This is a genomic window from Microbacterium sp. BWR-S6Y (assembly GCF_041379845.1).
GTDB lineage: Bacteria > Actinomycetota > Actinomycetes > Actinomycetales > Microbacteriaceae > Microbacterium > Microbacterium hydrothermale.
This window is the reverse complement of sequence record NZ_JBFECV010000002.1, coordinates 429,265-450,668: the sequence shown is the minus strand read 5'-3', so window position 1 is coordinate 450,668 and position 21,404 is coordinate 429,265. Positions and strand designations below refer to the sequence as shown.

Genomic DNA, 21,404 nt, shown 5'->3' with positions numbered 1-21,404 from the left:
TCCTCTGAAAGACGGTCGGTCAGGCGAACGAAGTTGCCGACCTGTCTCAAGCCTCCCGTAGCCGAGGTCGTGAGAATGGCCTGCGACTGCTGGGCTTTGTCTGCTCTCTGCTGTCTCGCCGCTTCCGACCTCACCCGCTGGGACCGGCTCCCTAGCCTGAAGGCATGCCGGTCAATCCGCTCTCTCCGACCTTTCAGAGGCAGCGCGTCCTCACGGGCTTCGGCGTTCCCGCTCAGGAGCGTCTTTCGAGAGCGCATGTGCTCGTGATCGGCGCGGGTGGGCTGGCCAGCACCCTGTTGCCGGTCCTTGCTGCCGCAGGCGTCGGCAGCCTCACGATCGTCGATGACGACACTGTCGCCGAATCGAACCTGCACCGGCAGACGATGCACACGCCCGGCGACATCGGTCGCAGCAAAGCGGTCTCAGCCACCATAAGGCTCGCGTCGCTCGCTCCTGATGCTGAGCTCCGCGCCGTCGAGGGGCGTTTCGACGCCGTGACAGCCGAGGGTCTGCTGCACGGTGTGGACGTGCTCGTCGATGCCAGCGACAACCCGGCAACAGTGATGCTGGCAGACCGTGTTGCTGCCGAACGCGGCATTCCGCTCGTGTGGGGGTCAGCACTGGGGTACGCCGGCCAAGCAGGCGTGGCATGGGATGCCAGAGGCACCGACTACCGCGACTTGTTCCCGCATGGTCCGGACTCCAGTGCGGACACCTGCGACATGATCGGCGTGCTGCCGAGCGTATGCGCCGTCATCGGGGCGTTCATGGCGACCGAGGCACTCAAGCTCCTCACCGGCATCGGAGAGCCGTTGATCGGCCGGGTCGCCGCGTACGACGCACGCACCGGCCGCACCCGCGAGATCGCCTACCGGCGCGACGAGTCCGCCCGTGCCGCAGCGCAGAACATCGAGACCACTCCGCTGTCATCCGACGATCAGAACGCCGTCTCGCCCGAGGAACTGCGCGACCTGCTCACAGCTTCCTTCCCGCCGCTGCTGATCGACGTACGCGAACCGTGGGAGGCCGACATCGCAGCGATCCCGGGAAACGTGCTGATCCCCTTGACCGAACTCCCTCGCCGGGCACCAGAACTCGACACCGGTCACCCCATCGTGCTGTACTGCCACCGCGGCACACGCTCACGCCAAGCGCTCGATCAGCTCCTCCAACTCGGATTCTCCGATGTGCGGCACCTCACCGGAGGCATCGATGCCTGGGCTGTCCGCATCGACCCCACGGCGAGCAGGTACTGACATGCCCCGCACATCGGTCGCTGAGCACACGGCCCGAGTCCGCACCCTCCTGAACGCCGTGAGCCAGCGCCCCGTCGAGCAGGTCGCCCTGTCTGACGCGCTAGATCGGGTGCTTGCCCACCCCATACGGACTCCGATAGATCTGCCCCCGTTCCGGAACTCACAGATGGACGGCTTCGCCGTCCGTACGGTTGACCTCGCGCGGACGCCAAGCAGTCTGCCGCTGCGCGGTGCGATCCCCGCTGCTCCTGGCACACCTGGGCCGCTTCGCCCTGGCCATACCGTCCGGGTCATGACCGGTGCGCCGATCCCCGACGACGCCGATGCGGTCGTCCCTGTCGAACACGCCACCGTCCAGGGAACGACAGTGACGTTCACGCGGAAGCCGGACGTCGGAGAGTTCGTGCGTGAAGCCGGCTCTGACCTCGCGGTCGGTGAGCCTCTGTTGTCTGATGGATTCCGGCTCGCTCCTCGCCACCTGGCGGCGCTCGCAGCTGCGGGAGTGGCGTCCGTCCCCGTTCGCTCACAGGTACGTGTCGCAGTGATCTCGACCGGAAGCGAGCTGGCCGCTCCCGGTGAGCTTCTGGCTCCCGGCCAGATCTACGACGCCAACGGCCCCGCACTCGCCGCAGCGGTACGAACCGCCGACGCCCTCTTGGTCGATGAGCATCGTGTCGTCGATGACACGGCCGCGTTCGCGCGCGCTCTCGACGCGTCGTGTGCGGCGGGAGCCGAGATCTTGCTCACCAGCGGGGGCATCTCGGCAGGCAACTACGAAGTCGTGAGGGAGCTTCTGGAGCCGCTCGGGGCGCACGTCGATACTCTCGCGATGCAGCCGGGCGGCCCCCAAGCCACTGCCATCTACAAAGGCGTTCCCATGGTGTGCTTCCCAGGCAATCCCGTGTCCGCGCAGCTGTCGTTCATGCTCTTCATCGAGCCGGTCCTCCGTGAGGCAGCAGGACTGCACGCGCGACAGCCCGAGCCGCGGACCCTGGCCGAGCCCCTCACCTCTGTCGCCGGGAAACGGCAGTTCCGCCGTGGTGTGGGGTTGCCTGGAGGCCGGGTGGCACCGGTTGGCGGCCCTTCCTCGCACCTTGTCGCCGCCATGGCGGCATCCGACATGCTCATCGATGTCCCGATCGATGCCGTCACCCTCGACATCGGGACACGCGTGGAGACCTGGAATCTATGAACGAACTGCCGCACCTCGACGATCACGGCCGATCGCGGATGATCGACATCGGCGGGAAGGCGATCACTCGGCGCACGGCGATCGCGACCGGCCGCCTCGACACGACACCGGCGGTGCTGGAACTGCTCGCCGCCAACCAGCTGCGCAAAGCAGACGCGCTCCCGACAGCGCGGGTCGCGGGCATCCAGGGCGCCAAGCGCACCAGCGAACTTGTACCCCTCGCGCACACATTGCCCCTGGAGTCCGTCACCGTGGACTTCGAGCTCAGCACCTCATCGGTGGAGATCCGGGCCACGGTCGCAGCGACGGCGAAGACTGGGGCCGAGATGGAAGCCCTCACCGCCGTCGCCATCGCCGGTCTCGCTCTGCACGACATGATCAAGTCCGTCGATCCGGCCGCCGTGCTCGGAGACATCCACCTCATCGAGAAGACCGGAGGAAAGCGCGGGCACTGGGTTGCAGGCGCATCCGTGCCCGCAGACCACGGACAGGCGGTCGTGATCGTCTCCTCAACGAGCACCGCGGCCGGTACGCGCGAGGATCTCACCGGTCCGGCAATCGCAGGCTGGCTTCGCGACCACGGGTATCAGCCAGACGAGCCCGTCGTTGTCGCTGACGCGGATATCTATCAGGCGCTCACGGATGCTCTCACCAGCGAGCCGGTATTGATCGTCACGACCGGCGGCACCGGGGTGCATCCCGAGGACCGCACCCCCGAGGCGACGAGCGCGGTGATCGAGAGAGCACTTCCCGGCATCGCCGAGGCCATCCGTGCAGCGGGCCGCGCGGCGACGCCGACAGCCTCGCTCAGCAGGGCGCTTGCAGGGATCGCCGGACGCACGATCGTCATCAACCTGCCTGGATCGCCACGCGGCGTGGAAGACGGCCTCATCGCACTGGAGCCGCTCTTGCCACACCTGCACGACCAGCTGGCCGGCGGCGGACATGCCTGACCCGATCGGTTTCGTCACCGCTGCTCCGCTGGACAAGACGCAGCTGGAAACACGGATACGCAGTAGGAAGAACGGGGCGGTGGTCACCTTCGAAGGCATCGTGCGCGACCATGATCACGGAGAGGACGTCGGCTCTCTCGACTACGAGGCGCACCCCGACGCGGAACGAATCCTCATCGACGTGTGCACGAGGATCGCTCAAACCACGGACTGCGATGTCGTCGCCGCTCACCGCATCGGTCACCTCGAGATCGGCGACGTCGCACTGGTCACGGTCGTCGCCGCCCCGCACCGGGCAGAGGCGTTCGCCGTCTGCGGGAACCTCGTCGACGCGATCAAGGCAGAGGTTCCGATCTGGAAGCACCAGCACTTCACCGACGGCAGATCGGAGTGGGTGGGGTTGTAGATACACCGCACGACCTAGCGAACCCGCCGGGTGAACGATGGTGCAATCACCGAGGAAAGAGGCGCCAGATGACTGGCATTGAGACTGAAGCACACAACTTTCATGGCAACCGACTTCCCCCGTCAGAAGCCGCCCGCGTCGCACCCACCGATGCGGCCGCTCGGACCGTTCTTGCGAGCCTCTGATGTCGTTGCTGCGTGGTGGTGATGCGTTCCCCGCCCTCGAGCTGGTCGAGGTGGGAGGCACACGCCGAACGATCCCGGCCGTATTCGCCGGGCAGTACGGCGTGGTTCTCTTCTCTCGCGGGGCAGGCTGCCGGCCTTGCGTGGAGCAGCTGCGTGCGTTCCAGCGCGGCCTACGACGCTTGTCCGCCGCGGGTATCGCTGTCGTCGCGGTGACTGCGGACGAGGAGCCGATAACCGCGGAGCTCGTGGCGCGCTATGGGCTGACTTTTCCGATCGGACACAGCACCGATGTGGGGCAGATCGCGGCCGCGACCGGAGCGTTCGTCACCGTGGACCCGCCGCAGTTGCAGACGACCGGATTCGTGCTGGATCCCGATGGGACGGTCGTGATCAGCGTGTACTCCTGCGGAACGTTGGGACAACTCGTTCCCGACGATGTCCTCGAACTCATCCGGGAGTTGCCTCAGCATGCGGATGCGAATCGGAAGCGGGCAGACCGATGAAAACCATCGATGCCATCTCGAGAGCGCGGATGCAGACCGCTGCGAGAGCAGTCGGCAAGGATGTGCGCAACCAGAACAGGATGCAGACACATCCTCTCTTGATCGTTCCGCCGGAGAAGCGACGTTGACCTCGTCTCCGAACGCCTCAGGTGCCACTGGGACAGCCGTCTGGGAGGAGCTCGCTCAGGAGGTCCTCAGCAGAAACCCACGCGGCCGGATACTCGTCGCCATCGACGGCGTGGACGCTGCAGCCCGCATGCACTTCGCCGACGCCCTGGCGGCAGCGCTGCGTGCAGTGGGACGTCACGCGACTCGTCTCAGCGCGGCCCCGTTCACGGACGATGACGCCGTCCGAACCATACTGCGCATGTTCCGCCACAACGGACCTGAGAGCGAGCTCGCTGCCGCGCCTGAGGACAGGATGCTGATTGTCGACGGTTGGTCACTGCTGCGCTCTAGCCTGCGCTCGGCGTGGCACTTCACCGTCTTCCTCGACGGCGGTGAGCCGGCGCACCCAGACACCCATGAACGGCATCTCCGCTACATGCGCGAGGACATTCCACGCGAATCATCCGATGCCGTGTACGAGGTGAGCGACAGCATGCATCCCCAACGCTTGTACTTCGATTCCTGCTGAGACAAGGATCTGGGCAGCACCGCGGTCGTCTCACGTAAGAGGATGGCAGCGCAGGAGACGAATGCAGTTCACGACACGTGGACCCCCGCGGTGGATCGGACCTCAGCCGCTTGTGGTTTGGCTCAGCCGCCGGAGAACGGGGGCAGCACGTCCACCTGCGCGGAGACCGGTCGCGCGGGATCGCGTGAGGCGATGCCGTCGACGAGGAATGTCCCCTTTGCGATCACCGGCTCGAGTGCCGGGTGAGCTGTGAGGAGCGCGTCCTTCGCCTCTCCGAGGGTCGTCGCCTCGACGTGCTCTTCTTCGCAGCCAGCCGCTTCAGCGGCGGCTGCGAAGTATCGGACGAGTATGCGTGACATCGTCAGCCTCCGATCGCTCCCATGGAACGGGCCGGTCGACGAAAGCTCTTCTCTTCCATCCCGTGCCCAGCCTGTTTGTCCCACATCGTCGCCCGCCAGGCGTCGGCGATAGCGGCATCGTCTGCTCCACTTCGCAGCATCGTGCGCAGGTCTGTCTCGTCGTCTCCGAACAGACAGGAACGTACCGAGCCTTCGGCTGTCAGCCTGGTTCGGTCGCACGCGTCGCAGAAGCTGCGTGTGACGGACCCGATGATGCCGACGGTGGCCGGGCCTCCGTCGACGAGCCACTCCTCTGCGGGAGCGGACGGGTCTTCACGCCCGGCCGGGGTCAGCCGGTATCGGCGTCCGAGCACAGACAGAAGTTCTTCGGCGGAGACGAGGTGGTCTCTGCGCCATGTCTGATCTGCATCCAGCGGCATCTGTTCGATGAACCGCAACCGCACGCCGTTGGCAAGCGCCCACGCCAGCAGGTCGGGCGCATCCGCGAGGGTCTCGCGCAGCGCCACCGCGTTGATCTTGATCGGGCTGAGCCCTGCGTGCTGTGCCGCCTCGATCCCCCTGAGCACGGCAGGCAGGCGATCGCGTCGGGTGACAGCGGCGAAATGCTCGCGGTCGATCGTGTCCAGCGACACGTTGATCCGCGTCAGTCCAGCCTCCACAAGCTGCGGCGCCTTGCGGTCGAGGCCGATCCCATTGGTCGTCATCGACACCGGCAGGCCGGGCACGGCTGTCGTCGTCTGGCGCACGATCTCGACCAGATCAGGTCGCGTAAGCGGCTCGCCGCCGGTAAAGCGCACCTCACGGACTCCGAGATCGTGGACGGCTATGGTGACCAGACGCGCGATCTCTTCCGGAGTCAGCAACTCCCCGCGAGGGACGATGGGCAGGCCTTCCGCCGGCATGCAGTATGTGCAACGCAGTGAGCAGGCGCTTGTGATCGATACGCGCAGGTCTCGCGCGATGCGCCCGAACCTGTCCACGAGAAACGGTGTCTCGGGTCGGCCGACCGTCGAGCGCGCGCGATGGCGAACGGTCGGCATGCCGAGCGCAACAGGGCACATGGTCACAGACTTCTTCTCGATGCTTGCGGGGGGGGGCGAGGTCGCCCGGTGGGGCGTCCTGTTCCACAGTGTGGTCGGCACAGTGGCCCGTTTTCACGCCGGGGACTCATCACCTGCAGTCATGGGCAAGTTCCGCGCAGGACCAGGCGATCAGCGAGAGAGCTCCCGCAATATCGTCGGTGGTGTACAGCCAGAGAAGACGGAAGGGGCGATGTATGTCGTTCACTACTCGCGGATTCGCGGGACGCCGGCGTGGACCCGATGATCAGCTCCCTCCGGGACAGACGCTGTTCGACAACTGGCCGGTGCTCACCGCCGGTCCCACCCCCTATGTCGATACCGAGACGTGGGATTTCGCCATCCTCGATGAAACCGGTACCGAGCATCACTGGAACTGGGAGCAGTTCCTGGCGCTCGGTGCCGAGGACATCACGGTCGACATCCACTGCGTCACGCACTGGTCCAAGCTCGACATGGCCTGGCGCGGGGTGAGCCTGGACAAGCTGTTCGAGAACGTCGAGACATCCCATGACTACGTCATGGCGCACTCCTACGGCGGCTACACCACGAATGTGCCGCTTGAGGATCTCCTGGATGGCAAGGCCTGGATCGCGACCGAGGCCGAAGGCGCACCGCTCGACGCAGAACACGGCGGGCCGGCACGTCTCCTGATCCCGCATCTGTACTTCTGGAAGAGCGCGAAGTGGGTCCGGGCATTGACGATGATGCCGACGAACGACCCTGGGTTCTGGGAGCAGAGCGGCTATCACATCTACGGTGATCCGTGGAAGGAAGAACGCTACTGGTGATGGAGCAGACCCGGCTCGCTCCGCTTCGCCCCCGCGTGAGGCCGTCGTGGTTCGTCGCCACGGTTTCGGAGGTGCGTCCAGAGACGCCGACTGCGGTTCGGCTGGTGCTCGATGTCCCGGGGTGGCCGGGGAGCGAGGCGGGCAGCCATCTCGATCTGCGACTGACCGCTCCGGACGGCTACCAGGCGACACGTTCGTATTCGATCGCATCCTCCGAGACGGGCGGAACGATCGTCCTTGCGGTCGATGAGCTGCCCGATGGCGAGGTGTCTCCGTTCCTCGTCCGTGAACTGCGCGTCGGTGACCAGCTCGAGGTCCACGGACCGCTGGGATCGTTCTTCCTCTGGCGCCCGGGACAGAGCCAGCGCCCCGTGCAGCTCATCGCCGGCGGGTCAGGTGTCGTGCCCCTCTACGCGATGGCGGCGTCTCATGCGGCCGCATCCGATCCCGTTCCGTTCCGGCTGCTGTACTCGGTGCGCACCCCGGAGGACGTCTACTTCCACCAGGAGTTCCTCGAGCTGTCGGACGGGTCGTTCGCGATCGACCTCGTGTACACGCGACGAGCGCCAGCTGGGTGGCAAGATCCGGTCGGACGGCTCACAGAGTCGACTATCGCGGCGCGGACGCTCCCTCCGGAAGACCGCCCACGCATTTTCGTGTGCGGTTCGACAGGCTTCGTCGAAGCCGTCGCGCCGTGGCTCGTGAAGCTCGGCCATGCGCCGCAAGACATCCTCACCGAACGATTCGGAGGCCTATGATGACCAGCCACCTCGACGGGAACATCCTCGCCGGGACTCTCGCGGATTTTCTCGTGCCCGATGCAACGATGATCGAAGGACGGTGCGGAGGCTGCGGGCGCGTCGCGCCCCTTGGCGAGGCAATCGTGTATCCGGACGCCCCGGGGCTGGTCGTACGCTGCAAGACGTGCAGCCACGTGCTGGCGACGATCATCGACGCCGGTGAACGCCTCTTCCTCAGCTTCGCGGGGATGACCGCGTTCGCGATGAGGCGGGATCAGGCTGAGGAGTCGGTCTCAGTCGCGTAGGCCCTGAGCTGTGCGATAGCCATGTCGAGAGCGGCACGCATCGGATAAACATCTCGACTCGCCTTCGCCAGAAGATAACCTCCCTGCAGTGCCGATAGCAGCCCAATGGCAAGCGCTCGCGAGTCCGCATCGCTGCGCAACACGCTGCGTGTCTTCAGCCTCTCCACGGCATCGATCAGCATCTCCAGCCAATCATCGAAGTGGGCAGCGATCGCCCGGCGGGCATCCTCATTGTGGTCTGCGATCTCGTTCGCCAGAGACCCGAGCGGGCACCCGTACGCGCCGTCGCGTAGCGCGTTGCGTTCGACGAGTTCATCCCGCCACAGCTCGAACCCGCGTAGGGATTCCACGCGTCGAAGGCGCCGGCGCTGCTGCGTCAGGACGTCCTCCGCCCGGGTCTCGATGACTTCCTTCACGAGTGCGTCCTTGTCGGCGAAGTGCTGATAAACCTGAGACTTCGATGTCGCGCTGGCGGCTCGGACGTCGGCGAGGGTCGTCGCCGCAACGCCTCGCTCATACATCAACTGGTTCGCTGCGTCGACGATACGCGCCCTCGTTGCCGCCCCTTTCGGCGTCAACCGGCGCGCACTCGTTCCGTCGGCAGTCACGCCTCCAGGGTAGTCTCCTCCGTCCGCAGGACTCGAAGTCGTCCGTCACGCGATGCCAGCCCGGCCGGCCCAGTGAAGTCCAGCGGAGCGGGACGCTCGCATCTCACACCTTCACAATAATGGACCTCGGAGTCCTTATCCAAGTCGATCCGAAACACCTATGGCGATCCAAGCGTCCTGCTTTTCAGACCTGCGACACCTCTCGTCAATCGACGTCCCGCTCATACTTTGGTCTGGCGAGTCCTTTTCTGTCGTCGTAGGCTAGTGGTCATGATGTGCGGGAAGCCACGCGGCTCACGGATCTTCCGTGTGCGCGAGAAAGTCCGAGCCGAGGGCTCGGTGCGGCTGCCCACGCGCGCCCGTCGAGAACGTTGCGCGCTCCGCAGGAGAGGGGCGTTCGGTGGACCTGCCGGTCAAGCTCGGTGACGCGCAAGAGTTTCTGATGCTCGTTCCCTCGCCTCTTGCGGAGCGGGTGGCTGAGGACGAGCGCCTGGTCGTGGCGGCCTATCGGTTTCGTAGGGGCCTGGGCATCCGGGCTCGACGGGCGTTGGCCTCGCGTATCGAGCATGAGGTGACCGCCGCGCTGCACATCGTTCGGCCCGGAACGGTGGTGGTGGCGTTCGACGGTGCCGGCACGATGTCTCGGGCCCGAGTACACAGGTTGGCGACGGGCGTAGTCGGTGAGGTGAGCAGGAGCGCCACCAATCTCGTCGGCGCGGACACGACCGTGATTGGAGTCGTGGTGATGTCGCCGACCGAGCGAGATCTCGCCGCCGCGTGCGTGCGGCATGTCGCGGAGCAGCCACCGCACCGGGGCGACGGGCTCGTCTTTCACGCCAGCGACCTCCGCCGGGCGAACATCTATGAGCTGATCGAGGAAGCAGTCCTGTGACGACGGTCAGCTCTCCCCGTGGTCGCAGCGAGGACTACCTGTTAGTCATCTACCAGCGTCGGAACGCCTCGGTCCTGTCGCTGCAGGGGCGGGACACCGAGCTGACCCCCGGGAGCATCGTCGTTGTCCCCCGCTCGACGGTGGAGAGCGCGATGCCCACCGAGGATGCCGATCGCATGATTGTCGAGGTGCCGTTGGGTGTGGTGGGGTTGACGGCGGATCAGGTCGCTGAGGTCTCGGGTGTGGACCTGCAGGAGCGGACCTCGCTGGCGGCGCTGCTGCGGTCCGTGCTCGGGGGCGTGATGGACTCCAAACTCAGCCTTCGCGACGAGGTGGACGTGTTCGCGCCCGTCGCCGACCTGCTGAAAGTCACCCTGCTCAGCGCCCTCACTCCCGACCGCGCCACGACCCGGTATCCGCTGGCCGAGCAGATCGTCACCTACGTGCTCGACAACCTCACCGACCCCGGTCTCGGAGCCGCCCGGATCGCGAAGGACCTGCACGTGTCCGAGCGTCTGCTCTACGCAGAGATGTCCCGCGCGGACATCAGGCTCGCGCAGCTGATCCAGTCCCAGCGCCTGCGTCGCGTCCGCGACGCCCTGACCGCACCGGCCACCATCGACGTCCCCATCGGCATCCTCGCCCAACAGCACGGATTCGTCTCCGCCAGCCACTTCAGCCGCATCTTCCGCGAAGAATTCGGCACCACACCCCGCCAATGGCGCAACAACACCACACCACCGGGACCGTGAGGTCACCGCTCGCGCGTCAAGCCTTCGTTGCGACCTTCCCGCGCGATCAGGTCACGGGACGCGCTGTCGTCGGCACGGACCTGATGGGCGGTCTCAAGCACTTCGTCGATGTCGCTGTCGGGGATGACGACGGCTCCCGATGAGTCGCAGAAGATGTACTGGCCCGGATAGATGCCCACTCCTTCGATGACGACGGGAATATTTGCCTGAAACGGCGTGACCACTGCTCCACCCCAGGCGACGGCCTCTCCCGAGCACCATGCGGCGAACGGTTCCGCGGCCAGTTCGTCGAAGTCGCGAAGGCGTCCGTCAGTTAGGACGCCGGCGAGGCCGACGTTGGTCGCACGGGAGAGCTTCGTTCCACCGGCGAGAGACGTCGAGCTGTGGCCGTTGCTGGCCATCACGAGGACCGTGTTGCCGGGATTGGCTGGTGATCCGTCGACGGCCTGGTGGAACAGCCGTCCGAAGGTGTATTCCTCCGGGTCAAGTATGGCGTGGCAGGTCGGGAAGAAGGAGATCGTCGCGACGCGCCCGAACAGGATGCGTTCGGGTGCCGGGCTGACGAGCCCGGTGATATGGGCGCGGTGACGGTGCTTCCGGCCGAGCGCATCGGTCAGGTCTGCGCATGTGAGGACTGCGGCTGACGCTGCGCGACGTCGCTCCACCGCGTTGTCTTCATCTTCGTTCACGGTCGTTCCGCATCATTCCTCCGTCACTGATGACGCGGGGGCGTGCCACCGGCTCAGCGGTGGCACGCCCCCACGTGGACATGGTCAGACGGAAGCCTCGGTCGCCTGGATGCGGCGGGGCAGGACCCAGCCGGCACGAGGGTAGTGGCAGTTGTAGCCGTTCGGATACCGCTGGAGGTAGTCCTGGTGCTCAGGCTCGGCCTCCCAGAACGGGCCGGCGGGCTCGATCGTGGTGACAGCCGATCCTGGCCACAGACCGGAGGCATCGACGTCGGCGATCGTCTCCTTGGCGACCTGCTCCTGCTCGGGGGTGAGCGGGAAGATCGCCGACCGGTAGCTGGTGCCGATGTCGTTGCCCTGACGGTTCAGGGTCGACGGGTCGTGGATCTGGAAGAAGAACGCCAGGATGTCCCGGTACGTCGTCTTCGATGGGTCGAAGACGATCTCCACGGCCTCGGCGTGGCCGGGGTGGTTGCGGTAGGTGGCGTGATCGTTCTGCCCGCCGGTGTATCCGGCGCGGGTGCTGATCACGCCCGGCTGCTTGCGGATGAGCTCGTCCACGCCCCAGAAGCAGCCGCCGGCCAGGACGGCCGTCTCGGTGCCGGGTGTGCGGGTGACCTCTCCGGTGTCGTGAATTCCACTGGTCATGATGCGTGCTCCTTCGTGGTCGTGGTGGTGGTCTCGAACAGTGAGCGGAACTCTCCATACCCCTCGGCCTCCAGGTCGGAGACGGGGATGAACCGCAGCGCGGCGGAGTTCATGCAGTAGCGCAGGCCGCCGGCGTTCGCGGGGCCGTCGTCGAAGACGTGCCCGAGGTGGCTGTCCGCCCCGGTAGAGCGGACCTCGGTGCGGGGCATCCAGAGGGATCGGTCCGTCTTCGTGTGAACGGCGTCAGCGACGACCGGCTTGGTGAAGCTGGGCCATCCGGTTCCGCTGTCGTACTTGTCGGTGGATGAGAACAGCGGCTGTCCGGAGACGACGTCCACGTACAGGCCGTCCTCGTGGTTGTCCCAGTACTCGTTGCGGAAGGCCGGCTCGGTGCCGTCCTTCTGGGTGACGCGGTACTGCTGGTCGTTGAGGCGGCTCAGGGCCTCAGAAGTCTTGCTGTAGTCGTGCGACACGATGTCCTCCTTGTTCGGCGCCGCTGGCTGCGGCGTCACTGTTGATAACGCCGGGGTGACGCGGTTTGGTCCCGTGAGCCTGGGAGTGGGCTGTGACTTCAAGAATCCTCCTGTTGTTGTTCCGGGCTATGAGGTATGGCCTTCGGTGAAGCCCCATGTCGTACCTGACTGGCTGTCGTTGAGCACGATCCCGGCGGCGTCGAGTTCGTCACGGATACGGTCTGCAGTGCGGAAGTCTCCGGCCGCACGTGCCTGGGCTCGCTGGTCGAGCGCCTGTGCGATCAGGGCCTCCAGTGCGCGCTCGGCGCGCGGGGGTGTGGCCGTTGATTCGTCCCACGGGCTGTCGCGCGGGTTGATGCCGAGGACGTCAGTCATGGCGAGCACCGCATCCAGCGTGTCGGCACCGGTCCGCGCGTCGTGCTGGGCGAGGGCGGTGTTGCCCCGCCTGACTTCGTCATGGAGGACCGCGAGTGCCATGGGGATGTTGAGGTCGTCATCCAAGGCGTTTCGGAATGCGACCGGCAGCATGTCCGCGTCCGCCGCGCGCCTCGAGTGGTTGGCGCTCCGGGTGATGAAGTCTTCGATCCTGCGCATCGCCGCCGCGGCGGATCGCAGGGCGGAGTCGGTCAGTTCCAGGTTCGACCGATAGTGGGCCGATCCGAGGTAGTAGCGCAGGTCGAGAGGACGCATGTGCTGCAGTAGCTCGTCGAGGGGTGTCGCGTTGCCGAGGGATTTGCTGATCTTGTCGCCGCCGGACGTGACCCAGCCGTTGTGCATCCAGTAGCGCGCGAATCCGTATCCGGCGGCACGGGACTGCGCCTGTTCGTTCTCATGATGAGGAAAGCGCAGGTCGAGCCCGCCACCGTGGATGTCGAAGCTCTCTCCCAGGTAGCGGAGAATCATTGTCGAACAGCTCAGATGCCATCCGGGGCGTCCCGGCCCGTAAGGCGAAGCCCATGCCGCAGGAGCAACGATCTCCTCGCTGGCCCCCGCGTCCGGGGGAGCCGACTTCCAGAGCGCGAAGTCGCGAGGGTCACGTTTCTCTGTTGCCTGATCGGTATGTTCGTCTCCGCGGAGAGTGCCGTGCTCCTGTGAGGTCAAAGACCCGTAGCCGGGCCATGATGAGACGTCGAAGTAGACGTCCCCCGCTTCCCCTCCCGCTCGGTACGCGTGGCCCCGGGCGATCAGCCGGTCGATGAAGGTAAGCATCTCGGCGGTGTGCCCTGTCGCGCGCGGCTCGATCGTCGGCGGCAAGATACCGATCTTGCGATAAGCGTCGGCGAACGCCCTCTCATGACGAGCCGCCCACGCCCACCATGGAACGCCCGCCGTCTGGCTCGCGGCAAGAATCTTGTCGTCCAGGTCGGTGATGTTTCGCACCAGGGTCACGTCGAGCTCGTGGCCGATCTGGAGCCATCGTCGCAGCTGGTCGAAGACCACTGCGGATCGGAGATGACCGACGTGCGGCGGAGCCTGAACAGTCGGACCGCACAGATAGATGCCGACGTGGCCCGGTCGCAGGGGCGCGAACGTGCGTAGCGATGACGTTCCACTATCGAAGAGCCGTAACGTCATCGATCAGCCCATCTCACGGGTGCGCTGCTCTCGGAGCGCACGGAGGTGGACGGCGGCCCAGGAGCGGAAGGGGCGCCAGCGTTCCGCGACCTCCTCGAGCACCGAGTCGGGCCCGTACTGGTAGGAGATCTCGGCGTAGAGGCGGCGTTCCGCGCGCGGAAGGATGTCCTGGGCGTTGGCGCCGCGGATAAGGATGAGGTCCGTGGCGAACGGGCCGATGCCTGTCACCGTGAGCAGGTCGCGGCGAGCCGATTCTTCGGGCATCGTTCGGAGCCGAGGACCGTTGAGCAGCCCGGTGAGTGCGGCCTCTGCGACAGCTCGGAGATACTCTGGCTTCCGACCGGGTAGGTCTAGTTCTTCGGCGTCGATGGCGCGGATGAGCGCATCGGGCGCGGGAAACACCCCGTCGTTGCCGTGCGCGACGATAAGGTCGCGGCGGAGTCGGGCAGCGACCGGGACGCGGGTGCGCTGCGACAAGACGCACCAGGCTGCGGCTTCGTACGGGGAATGGAAGCCGCACGGGCGATATCCGGGGAGCGCCCTTTGGGCGGTGGCGACGATCGGGTCGCGATCGCCGACGGCCGGCCATTCCCGCGCGTCCACATCGAGAGAGAGGAAGCGCCGCACCTGCTCGGCGGCTGCGGTCAGATCGCCCGGGCCGGACAGACCGATCTGGGCGCTCTCCCCGCTCTGGGTGACGTGGGCGGATACGGACGTCCAGTCGTGCTCGCTCACAAAGCGTGCGGAGAGGACGTCCGGGTCGCCGCCGGACTCGATCGCGGTAGGGGTGAACTCTTCCCAGAACCGCTTGCTGGTGCGCAACGACCACGGCCCGAGCACTGGGACCGAGAGGGTGTGCTGCGCCATGGTGGTGTTAGGCGCGGGCGTGGATGGTGACGACGTAGCCGTCGGGGTCTCGGAACGAGAACTGCAGGCCGAACGGCCCCTCGACCGGTTCCTGCACGATCGCCACTCCCGCGTCGACGAGTCGTGCGTGCACGCGTTCCGCGTCATCGTTGCGGAACCAGACGCCGATGCCGGCGCCGAGCTGAGGGATCGCGTCGAGATCCACGCCCGGGAACGGGTCGCGGACGGCGAACGCGGTTCCTTCTGCGGAGAAGACGGTCGCTGCCGGGTTCGAGTCTGGGAGCCGTGTGAGTCCGACGAGCTTGTCGTAGAACTCCGCGGAGACGGCGCGGTCCCGCACCTGGAAAGAGATGAAGTCCGGGCCGGTGGTTGTTGCTGCCATGAGCAAGCTCCTGTTCTGTTCAATAACGCCAGTGTCAATATCCTGACACTCAGTGGAGTGTGTGTCAAACTATTGACATGGATGCATTGGACCGGAGCCCGGAGTCGTTGGGGGTGTTGATCAAGGAGACGCAGTCGCTCCTGAACCAGCGAATGGACGATCGGCTTCGCCCGCTCGCGCTGAGTGTGCCGCAGTACGCGTGCTTGACCGCCTTGCAGGACACGCCAGGTATCACGAGCTCCGAGCTCGCCCGACGCGCGTTCGTGTCCCGTCAGTCGATGAACGTGCTGCTCCAGGGACTGGAGAAGCGGGGGCTGGTGACCCGCTCGAGTGATCCTGGACCCCGGCGAGAACGGAGCGTGGTGCTGAACGACGCCGCAGAGCTCCTCCTCGAACGCGCGCATGAGGAAGTGTCCTCGGTTGTTCAACGCATGACGATGGAGGTCGAGCTGGTGGAGCGCGCCCGTCTTTACGAGCTTCTGGCCCGTTGCCGAGACGCCCTGCTCATTCCTTGACAGCATTGTCAGGCCCGGGGAGCTGGTACCGGCCGACGGCTGTGTAGGAGCCGCGGCGGAAGCGCAGACCAGTGATCCGCTCATCTTCGACGAGCCAGCGCAGTTCGTAGCACGCTCGGTAGTCCGGCGGCCAGAAGGAGCAGAACTGCCCCTCTGCATCCACGTACCACTCCCCCAACGTGGGTCTTCCGTTCTCGACATACACGGTCTTGCCGTTCTCGGCGAATGCCTGCGTCGCCCCGTCCTCGTACAGGATCGATGCGGCCGTCAGCGCGCGAGGGATATCCGATGCTCGAACTTCCTCCGCGTCAACGACGGCGAGATCAGACAGCGGCTCGTTCATCCGTACGTCTCCTCTGGTCTGATCTGCTGCGGGAGATCCAGTCGACTCTCGTCCTGGATCTCATCGGGGCGAGGTGTGGTGTTGTTGCGCCATTGGCGGGGTGTGGTGCCGAATTCTTCGCGGAAGATGCGGCTGAAGTGGCTGGCGGAGACGAACCCGTGCTGTTGGGCGAGGATGCCGATGGGGACGTCGATGGTGGCCGGTGCGGTCAGGGCGTCGCGGACGCGACGCAGGCGCTGGGACTGGATCAGCTGCGCGAGCCTGATGTCCGCGCGGGACATCTCTGCGTAGAGCAGACGCTCGGACACGTGCAGGTCCTTCGCGATCCGGGCGGCTCCGAGACCGGGGTCGGTGAGGTTGTCGAGCACGTAGGTGACGATCTGCTCGGCCAGCGGATACCGGGTCGTGGCGCGGTCGGGAGTGAGGGCGCTGAGCAGGGTGACTTTCAGCAGGTCGGCGACGGGCGCGAACACGTCCACCTCGTCGCGAAGGCTGAGTTCGGAGTCCATCACGCCCCCGAGCACGGACCGCAGCAGCGCCGCCAGCGAGGTCCGCTCCTGCAGGTCCACACCCGAGACCTCAGCGACCTGATCCGCCGTCAACCCCACCACACCCAACGGCAGTCGGAAGAAGTCCCCGATGACTCCTTCGTCGAAGGCGTGGACGTAGGGGCTCGTGCTCGGGTAAACGACGATGCTGCCCGGGGTCATCACGGTCTGGTCATCGCCACGGCGCAGCATCGACCGGTTGCCGCGCTGGAAGACCACGAACAATGACTCGTCGTCGTCCGACATGATCATCCGCTGGGGACGCATAGCGAGGGCAGCCAGCGAGGGCACCGTCTTGACGGACAACGCTCTCAGCTGCCCGATGTCTTGGTAGGACACGTTCACATGCGCCTCGCGGCCCTGCGGGTCGAGAGTCAGGTCCGTCTGGACGAGGTTCTCGCAGAGCATCGTGCGGATCGTCTCCACGCGGTCACGTGGATCGATGCTGCGCGAGTCCCATGTCTGCTGCATCATTACAGCCTCCGCCGGTCTTCCGGGCTTCCCCGGTCTGATTCCAGACTATTGCCGGTCATAGTCGCCCTCGTCGATGACGACATGGATAGCCGCTTCTTCGGCGGAGGCGGCACCGTTGTCGATGCCGATGTCGGAGGCCCAGAAGTCGGAGGATGGGTCTGGGTTGCCGGGTTCGGTCCAGATCAGCCGTCCAGCGCGTACCGATCCGACCTGGTCGTCAAGGATCTCGCCGTCCGTGCCGATGATGTCGCCGATCCCGTCGCCCATCGGCTCTTCGGGTTCGTACTCCGGCACCTCACGCGCCAAGCGAGCCGCCAGCGGCTCCCGGGCACGTGCTTCGCGTGCAGTGAATCCCCACGACAGTTCGGATGACCGCCGCTCCGGTGGAGAGTATCCCGGGCCGTCGTCATCGGAGTCTTCGCCGAGAAGATCCGAGTCCAGGCTCTCATCCGGCGGAAGCAGATCGAACTCGATGTCCTGCCCACTGAACGATCCGTCAGTCATGATGGGTTCCCTTTCTTTCCCCTGACGCCTGGTCTCTCGGCGTCGCGAGCAGACTCTTCACCACCGGGCGATACCACCGGCACGGAGCCTTGTGCGAGCTTCAGCCTCGTCCACACGTTCATGTTGATGACGACGGCTGCGATCTCCGCGATCTCACGCTCATCGAAGAACACCGTCAGCCCTTGATGCATCTCATCGAAGTGCTCGTGCTCGTAACGTGTCAGCGCTTCGCAGTACGCCAGTGCGAGTGCTTCGGAACCGGAGAACATCGTGCTCTGCCGCCAACTCGCCAGGTGCGCCACCATCGCCGCGCCGATTCCTACTTCCACGGCGATACGCGTGTGCAGGATCAGGCAGTACGAGCACGGATTGATCTGAGCAACCCGCAATCGGAGAAGGGCAGCGAGGCGATCACCGATCGACAACTTCGCCGTGTACCCGAACCCCGCAGCCATCTGCTTCGCAAGTTCGTGGAAGTCAGAGAGATCCGGGTCAAAGCGCACATTCTCGAAATCGATCTGCTCTGATATCACGATCTCTCCTCACCGTAGGGCACGGTTCGCTGGCTTGCCGGAGTTCCGACGCCTCCTCCGACGGTAGATCCGCTTCTCTGCCCTGTGTGGCCTGCCCCTGCAGAGAGCTGTCTTCTCCCTGCAACCGCCCGCTCCGCTTCCGAACGCCGCAGGTCGCGGACATTACGCTGCACAGCCAGGCCACCTGGACAGCACCCGGCTCCGTATCGTGACCCGAAGGGGCGTGCTGCCCGCCGTGAAGAGAGAGAAGACGATGCCGACCTCGAGAGTGATCCTCGCCAGCGGCTGCTTCTGGGGAGCCCAGGAGCTCTTCCGCTCACTCCCGGGCGTCGTGAGCACCCGCGTCGGATACTCCGGCGACGACGACACCCCCAACGCAACCTACCGGGATCACGGGGATCACGCAGAAGCCCTCGAAGTGATCTATGACCCCTCGATCATCCGATTCCAGATACTGCTGGAGTTCTTCTTTCAGATTCACGATCCCACCACTCGGAACCGTCAGGGAAACGACATCGGGCGCAGTTACCGATCAGCGATCTTCACGACGACCGAGGGACAGAGGAAGGTCGCCTTCCACGTGATCGAAGCGATCAACGCTTCCGGCCGCTGGCCAGGAAAAGTCGTGACAGAGGTGGGCGAAGCCGGCCCGTTCTGGGAGGCCGAACCCGAACACCAGGACTACCTGCAGAAGCACCCCAATGGATACTCGTGCCATTTCATCCGACCCGACTGGGTACTACCGGGCCGCTGACCGAGATCTCGCGATAGGAGACACATGAAACATCCCGACGGAATGATCGGCTTGACCGCGACCGACGCCGACACTGACCTCCCGGCTGCATCCTCGGACGCAGTCGAAGACTTCGTCATCACTGAGAACGTCGAGTCCGAGCTGTACGAAGCGACCGTGAACGGCAAGCTCGCCGCCGGCCTGCTCTACAGCAGAACCGGCGACCGGGTGCTTCTGCTCGCGACGTCCGCGTTCCCCGAGTTCCGCGGAAAGGGAGTCGCGGCGCGACTCCTTGGAGGCGTCCTCAACAGTCTCCGCGAGGACAAGAAGACCGCGACGGTCTCGTGCCCCTTCGCCGCCGCGTACATCCGCGCTCATCCGGAGTATGCGGATGTCGTCGACACGCGGTTCCCTGGCAACCCCCACGGACACCACCACTGATCGTCATACGCACAAGAGGAGAACCCACATGGCAACCGTCGAACTGACCGAGGACAACTTCGAGGTCACGATCAATCAGAACGACATCGTTCTCGTCGACTTCTGGGCGGACTGGTGCGCACCATGCCATCAGTTTGCGCCGGTCTTCGAGAAGTCGTCGCAAGACAATCCCGACATCGTCCACGCGAAGCTCGACACGGAGTCGGAGCAGCGCATCACTGCGGCGGCCCAAATCACCGCGATTCCCACTCTGCTCGCCTTCCGCCAGGGGTTGCTCGTCTTCAGCCAGGCCGGCGCCCTACCGCCCACTGCCCTAGCCGAAGTGGTAGAGAACGTCAGAGGACTCGACATGGACGAGGTCAGGAAGGACCTCGACTCCGATGGCGGCTCGGCCAAGGATGATCGCTGATGTCCACCTTGCATGGAGCACGCCCCTACATGGACAAGGCCGTCCCAGAAGCATGGGAAGCCGCGTCTGCGTTCGCGACCGCTGTGTCTGAAGCCGCATCGCAACGCGGACTCACTCCCGCCGAGAGCGAGTTGATCAAGGTTCGGGCGTCGCAGTTGAACGGATGCGTCTTCTGCCTCGATCTGCATTCGCGGCAGGCAAGGCGCGCAGGCGTCAATCAGCAACTACTCGACATCTTGGCCGCCTGGCGCGAGTCGCCACTGTTCAGCGATCGAGAGCGCGCCTTGCTCGCGATCGCTGAAGCAGCCACCCGGCTCCCCCTCGACGCCGCCGTGAATGTCGAGCTCGCGCAGGCCCGAAGCACCCTCTCCGAGGCGGAGTTCGCGGCCGCGGAGTGGGTCGCCGCGGCCATCAACATGTTCAATCGGATCTCGATCCTCAGCGAACATCGCGTGCGACCACGCGACTCGGAAGGCAAGCTGAGCTGACGGTGTGCCGTGCGCAGCGTGGCCGCTACGCCAGAGGACGCGTTCGAGGCCGCGCACGACTTGCCGGCCACTCAACCGATCAGGTTCACGCCCCCCTACGCAGCGGTTCAAGCGCCAGGAGATATCGCGGCCATAGAGATGGTGCGTACGGTCCCGTCAAGCCGTACCGTGTTCCGGCACGCGAAGATACTCAACGTCGTTGAGGGCTCCTGCGCCCTAGAGACTGCTGAGAGCATGCACGTCCTGCGTCCTGGCATGTCTCTTGCCCTCGGCACCGGCAAATGGTGCCGCGTGCGCCCATCCCCGTCCGTACGCATCTGGGCCATCTACGCCGACGAGCAGTTCTGGCGCACCCAGATGGCATGGTTCCTCCCTGACGCAGAACGAGTGATCGCAGGAGTACACCCCCTCGAGTGGGACGGCCGCGCAATCGTCCTTGCGCCAGGTATCGCTGTGCTGCGGCATGTCGAGCCGATATGGCGACAGATGAGCGTACTGCGCAGCGGGACCCACTCGCCCGAAGTCGTCGCGACTCACACTCTCGAGCTTCTCGCACGATGGATGAGGCTGATACTGCCGACTTTTCTGGACGAAGCGCCGGACACCCTCACGACACCGTGGACACCCATCAATGGACGACTGACCGACACCGGATCTATTGGCTACGTCGGTCAGGCAATCCGGTTGCTTCGCGGGCGCATCGCAGAGCCGTGGACCGTTGGAGCGCTCTCACGCGAACTCTCCCTCTCACGGACCCACCTCACCCGCATGTTCGTACAGTACGCCGGCGCCGCACCAATGCGTCTACTCACTGAACTCCGGCTCACCGAATTCGCGCGGCTCATCGAAGAAACCGACATTTCCGTAATGCGTGCCGCAAGCGAAGTCGGGTGGAGCGATCCGCGCGTAGCATCCCACTGGTTTCTCCGTCGCTACGGCATCACGCCGACACAGTACCGGCGCACACCACATACGGTTCCTGAGGATCGACAAAGCCACGCTATCGCTGTCAACGACACCAGCCGGTAACCTCTGCGGACTCGTCGTATGAACCGCTCCACTCGACGCGTGTCCCACGTTTCGCCGGCGACGTCGACAGGTCTTGGACTGCCGTGTAGAACACG

General features: G+C 65.4%; 30 protein-coding genes. 17 read left to right on the top strand and 13 right to left on the bottom strand.

The annotated features are described in order from the left end of the window. Positions 1–164 precede the first annotated feature (164 nt). The 6 genes from AB1K56_RS06065 (at position 165) to AB1K56_RS06040 (ending at position 5,132) form a co-directional block, all read left to right on the top strand. Positions 165–1,256: a ThiF family adenylyltransferase gene (locus AB1K56_RS06065; protein WP_070709080.1), complete on the top strand. Its 1,092-nt coding sequence runs from the start codon at positions 165–167 to the stop codon at positions 1,254–1,256. Beyond that, positions 1,186–2,448 carry a gephyrin-like molybdotransferase Glp gene (gene glp / locus AB1K56_RS06060; RefSeq protein ID WP_308302087.1) on the top strand — a complete coding sequence of 421 codons (1,263 nt, stop codon included), beginning with the start codon at positions 1,186–1,188 and terminating at the stop codon, positions 2,446–2,448. The genes AB1K56_RS06065 and glp overlap by 71 nt, the downstream gene beginning before the upstream one ends. After that, positions 2,445–3,401 carry a bifunctional molybdenum cofactor biosynthesis protein MoaC/MoaB gene (moaCB, locus tag AB1K56_RS06055; RefSeq protein ID WP_043282516.1) on the top strand — a complete coding sequence of 319 codons (957 nt, stop codon included), beginning with the start codon at positions 2,445–2,447 and terminating at the stop codon, positions 3,399–3,401. Before glp ends, moaCB begins: the two co-directional genes overlap by 4 nt. Next, positions 3,394–3,807, top strand: a complete 414-nt coding sequence (locus AB1K56_RS06050) for a molybdenum cofactor biosynthesis protein MoaE (RefSeq protein ID WP_020628091.1) — start codon at positions 3,394–3,396, stop codon at positions 3,805–3,807. The genes moaCB and AB1K56_RS06050 overlap by 8 nt, the downstream gene beginning before the upstream one ends. Positions 3,808–3,991: 184 nt before the next feature. Beyond that, a complete protein-coding gene (locus AB1K56_RS06045) occupies positions 3,992–4,495 on the top strand; it encodes a redoxin domain-containing protein (RefSeq protein WP_020624684.1) in 504 nt (167 codons plus the stop codon). A gap of 256 nt (positions 4,496–4,751) precedes the next feature. Further along, positions 4,752–5,132 (top strand): hypothetical protein, encoded by a 381-nt coding sequence (locus tag AB1K56_RS06040; protein WP_070709081.1) that lies wholly within the window; start codon positions 4,752–4,754, stop codon positions 5,130–5,132. 122 nt (positions 5,133–5,254) lie between these two features. Here the strand turns inward: AB1K56_RS06040 and AB1K56_RS06035 are convergent, their stop codons facing one another. After that, a complete protein-coding gene (locus AB1K56_RS06035; protein WP_020625377.1) occupies positions 5,255–5,491 on the bottom strand; it encodes a MoaD/ThiS family protein in 237 nt (78 codons plus the stop codon). A 2-nt stretch (positions 5,492–5,493) separates the two neighbouring features. Next, positions 5,494–6,552, bottom strand: a complete 1,059-nt coding sequence (gene moaA, locus AB1K56_RS06030) for a GTP 3',8-cyclase MoaA (RefSeq protein WP_043279905.1) — start codon at positions 6,550–6,552, stop codon at positions 5,494–5,496. A gap of 215 nt (positions 6,553–6,767) precedes the next feature. Here moaA and AB1K56_RS06025 point away from each other — a divergent pair, with 215 nt between their 5' ends. The 3 genes from AB1K56_RS06025 to AB1K56_RS06015 all read left to right on the top strand — a co-directional run bounded on the left by AB1K56_RS06025 (position 6,768) and on the right by AB1K56_RS06015 (position 8,406). Further along, positions 6,768–7,361 (top strand): molybdopterin-dependent oxidoreductase, encoded by a 594-nt coding sequence (locus AB1K56_RS06025; RefSeq protein WP_067115756.1) that lies wholly within the window; start codon positions 6,768–6,770, stop codon positions 7,359–7,361. 104 nt (positions 7,362–7,465) lie between these two features. After that, positions 7,466–8,119: an FAD-binding oxidoreductase gene (locus tag AB1K56_RS06020; RefSeq protein ID WP_371204942.1), complete on the top strand. Its 654-nt coding sequence runs from the start codon at positions 7,466–7,468 to the stop codon at positions 8,117–8,119. Then, the gene (locus AB1K56_RS06015) at positions 8,119–8,406 is read left to right on the top strand and encodes a DUF6510 family protein (protein WP_043279909.1); all 288 of its coding nucleotides are present in this window, start codon (positions 8,119–8,121) and stop codon (positions 8,404–8,406) included. Before AB1K56_RS06020 ends, AB1K56_RS06015 begins: the two co-directional genes overlap by 1 nt. On the opposite strand, the gene AB1K56_RS06010 is transcribed toward AB1K56_RS06015, so the two are convergent. Then, entirely contained in the window at positions 8,376–9,014 is a 639-nt protein-coding gene (locus tag AB1K56_RS06010; protein WP_043279902.1) for a TetR/AcrR family transcriptional regulator, read from the bottom strand. The genes AB1K56_RS06015 and AB1K56_RS06010 overlap by 31 nt on opposite strands. A gap of 400 nt (positions 9,015–9,414) precedes the next feature. Between AB1K56_RS06010 and AB1K56_RS06005 the strand changes: the two genes are divergently transcribed. Both AB1K56_RS06005 and AB1K56_RS06000 read left to right on the top strand, forming a co-directional pair. Then, positions 9,415–9,906: a hypothetical protein gene (locus AB1K56_RS06005; RefSeq protein ID WP_020625383.1), complete on the top strand. Its 492-nt coding sequence runs from the start codon at positions 9,415–9,417 to the stop codon at positions 9,904–9,906. Further along, entirely contained in the window at positions 9,903–10,658 is a 756-nt protein-coding gene (locus tag AB1K56_RS06000; RefSeq protein WP_175987530.1) for a helix-turn-helix domain-containing protein, read from the top strand. The genes AB1K56_RS06005 and AB1K56_RS06000 overlap by 4 nt, the downstream gene beginning before the upstream one ends. 2 nt (positions 10,659–10,660) lie before the next feature. Here the strand turns inward: AB1K56_RS06000 and AB1K56_RS05995 are convergent, their stop codons facing one another. From AB1K56_RS05995 to AB1K56_RS05970, 6 genes are all read right to left on the bottom strand, one after another. Continuing rightward, on the bottom strand, positions 10,661–11,347 hold the full coding sequence (locus AB1K56_RS05995; protein WP_240739669.1) for an RraA family protein: 687 nt from the start codon (positions 11,345–11,347) through the stop codon (positions 10,661–10,663). Between the two features lie 84 nt (positions 11,348–11,431). Continuing rightward, positions 11,432–11,995, bottom strand: coding sequence for a peptide-methionine (S)-S-oxide reductase MsrA (msrA, locus tag AB1K56_RS05990; RefSeq protein ID WP_020625394.1), 564 nt, complete (start codon positions 11,993–11,995; stop codon positions 11,432–11,434). Next, entirely contained in the window at positions 11,992–12,468 is a 477-nt protein-coding gene (gene msrB / locus AB1K56_RS05985; protein WP_020625393.1) for a peptide-methionine (R)-S-oxide reductase MsrB, read from the bottom strand. Before msrB ends, msrA (AB1K56_RS05990) begins: the two co-directional genes overlap by 4 nt. Before the next feature lie 126 nt (positions 12,469–12,594). After that, positions 12,595–14,043 carry a cysteine--tRNA ligase gene (gene cysS, locus AB1K56_RS05980; protein WP_070708717.1) on the bottom strand — a complete coding sequence of 483 codons (1,449 nt, stop codon included), beginning with the start codon at positions 14,041–14,043 and terminating at the stop codon, positions 12,595–12,597. 3 nt (positions 14,044–14,046) lie between these two features. Next, positions 14,047–14,910 carry a DNA-3-methyladenine glycosylase gene (locus AB1K56_RS05975; RefSeq protein WP_070708718.1) on the bottom strand — a complete coding sequence of 288 codons (864 nt, stop codon included), beginning with the start codon at positions 14,908–14,910 and terminating at the stop codon, positions 14,047–14,049. A gap of 7 nt (positions 14,911–14,917) precedes the next feature. Beyond that, complete coding sequence (locus tag AB1K56_RS05970) at positions 14,918–15,292, bottom strand: VOC family protein (protein WP_175987528.1); 375 nt, start codon at positions 15,290–15,292, stop codon at positions 14,918–14,920. Between the two features lie 77 nt (positions 15,293–15,369). Between AB1K56_RS05970 and AB1K56_RS05965 the strand changes: the two genes are divergently transcribed. Then, a complete protein-coding gene (locus tag AB1K56_RS05965; protein WP_020621643.1) occupies positions 15,370–15,807 on the top strand; it encodes a MarR family winged helix-turn-helix transcriptional regulator in 438 nt (145 codons plus the stop codon). On the opposite strand, the gene AB1K56_RS05960 is transcribed toward AB1K56_RS05965, so the two are convergent. Genes AB1K56_RS05960 through AB1K56_RS05945 form a run of 4 tightly spaced genes read right to left on the bottom strand, consistent with a single transcriptional unit; the run spans position 15,797 to position 18,209 of the window. After that, complete coding sequence (locus tag AB1K56_RS05960; RefSeq protein ID WP_070708719.1) at positions 15,797–16,150, bottom strand: hypothetical protein; 354 nt, start codon at positions 16,148–16,150, stop codon at positions 15,797–15,799. The genes AB1K56_RS05965 and AB1K56_RS05960 overlap by 11 nt on opposite strands. After that, a complete protein-coding gene (locus AB1K56_RS05955) occupies positions 16,147–17,172 on the bottom strand; it encodes a helix-turn-helix domain-containing protein (protein WP_101966225.1) in 1,026 nt (341 codons plus the stop codon). The genes AB1K56_RS05960 and AB1K56_RS05955 overlap by 4 nt, the downstream gene beginning before the upstream one ends. Positions 17,173–17,217: 45 nt before the next feature. Further along, on the bottom strand, positions 17,218–17,676 hold the full coding sequence (locus AB1K56_RS05950) for a DUF5709 domain-containing protein (RefSeq protein ID WP_020627589.1): 459 nt from the start codon (positions 17,674–17,676) through the stop codon (positions 17,218–17,220). Beyond that, on the bottom strand, positions 17,673–18,209 hold the full coding sequence (locus tag AB1K56_RS05945; RefSeq protein WP_020627590.1) for a carboxymuconolactone decarboxylase family protein: 537 nt from the start codon (positions 18,207–18,209) through the stop codon (positions 17,673–17,675). Before AB1K56_RS05945 ends, AB1K56_RS05950 begins: the two co-directional genes overlap by 4 nt. Before the next feature lie 253 nt (positions 18,210–18,462). Between AB1K56_RS05945 and msrA (AB1K56_RS05940) the strand changes: the two genes are divergently transcribed. The 5 genes from msrA (AB1K56_RS05940) to AB1K56_RS05920 all read left to right on the top strand — a co-directional run bounded on the left by msrA (AB1K56_RS05940) (position 18,463) and on the right by AB1K56_RS05920 (position 21,309). Continuing rightward, entirely contained in the window at positions 18,463–18,963 is a 501-nt protein-coding gene (msrA, locus tag AB1K56_RS05940) for a peptide-methionine (S)-S-oxide reductase MsrA (protein ID WP_043281847.1), read from the top strand. 24 nt (positions 18,964–18,987) lie between these two features. Continuing rightward, positions 18,988–19,383 (top strand): GNAT family N-acetyltransferase, encoded by a 396-nt coding sequence (locus AB1K56_RS05935; RefSeq protein WP_371204941.1) that lies wholly within the window; start codon positions 18,988–18,990, stop codon positions 19,381–19,383. Between the two features lie 28 nt (positions 19,384–19,411). Continuing rightward, positions 19,412–19,792 (top strand): thioredoxin, encoded by a 381-nt coding sequence (gene trxA / locus AB1K56_RS05930; RefSeq protein ID WP_020627593.1) that lies wholly within the window; start codon positions 19,412–19,414, stop codon positions 19,790–19,792. Positions 19,793–19,821: 29 nt separating this feature from the next. Beyond that, complete coding sequence (locus tag AB1K56_RS05925) at positions 19,822–20,280, top strand: carboxymuconolactone decarboxylase family protein (RefSeq protein WP_083325290.1); 459 nt, start codon at positions 19,822–19,824, stop codon at positions 20,278–20,280. Positions 20,281–20,514: 234 nt separating this feature from the next. Continuing rightward, complete coding sequence (locus AB1K56_RS05920) at positions 20,515–21,309, top strand: AraC family transcriptional regulator (protein ID WP_100058189.1); 795 nt, start codon at positions 20,515–20,517, stop codon at positions 21,307–21,309. Positions 21,310–21,404 lie beyond the last annotated feature (95 nt).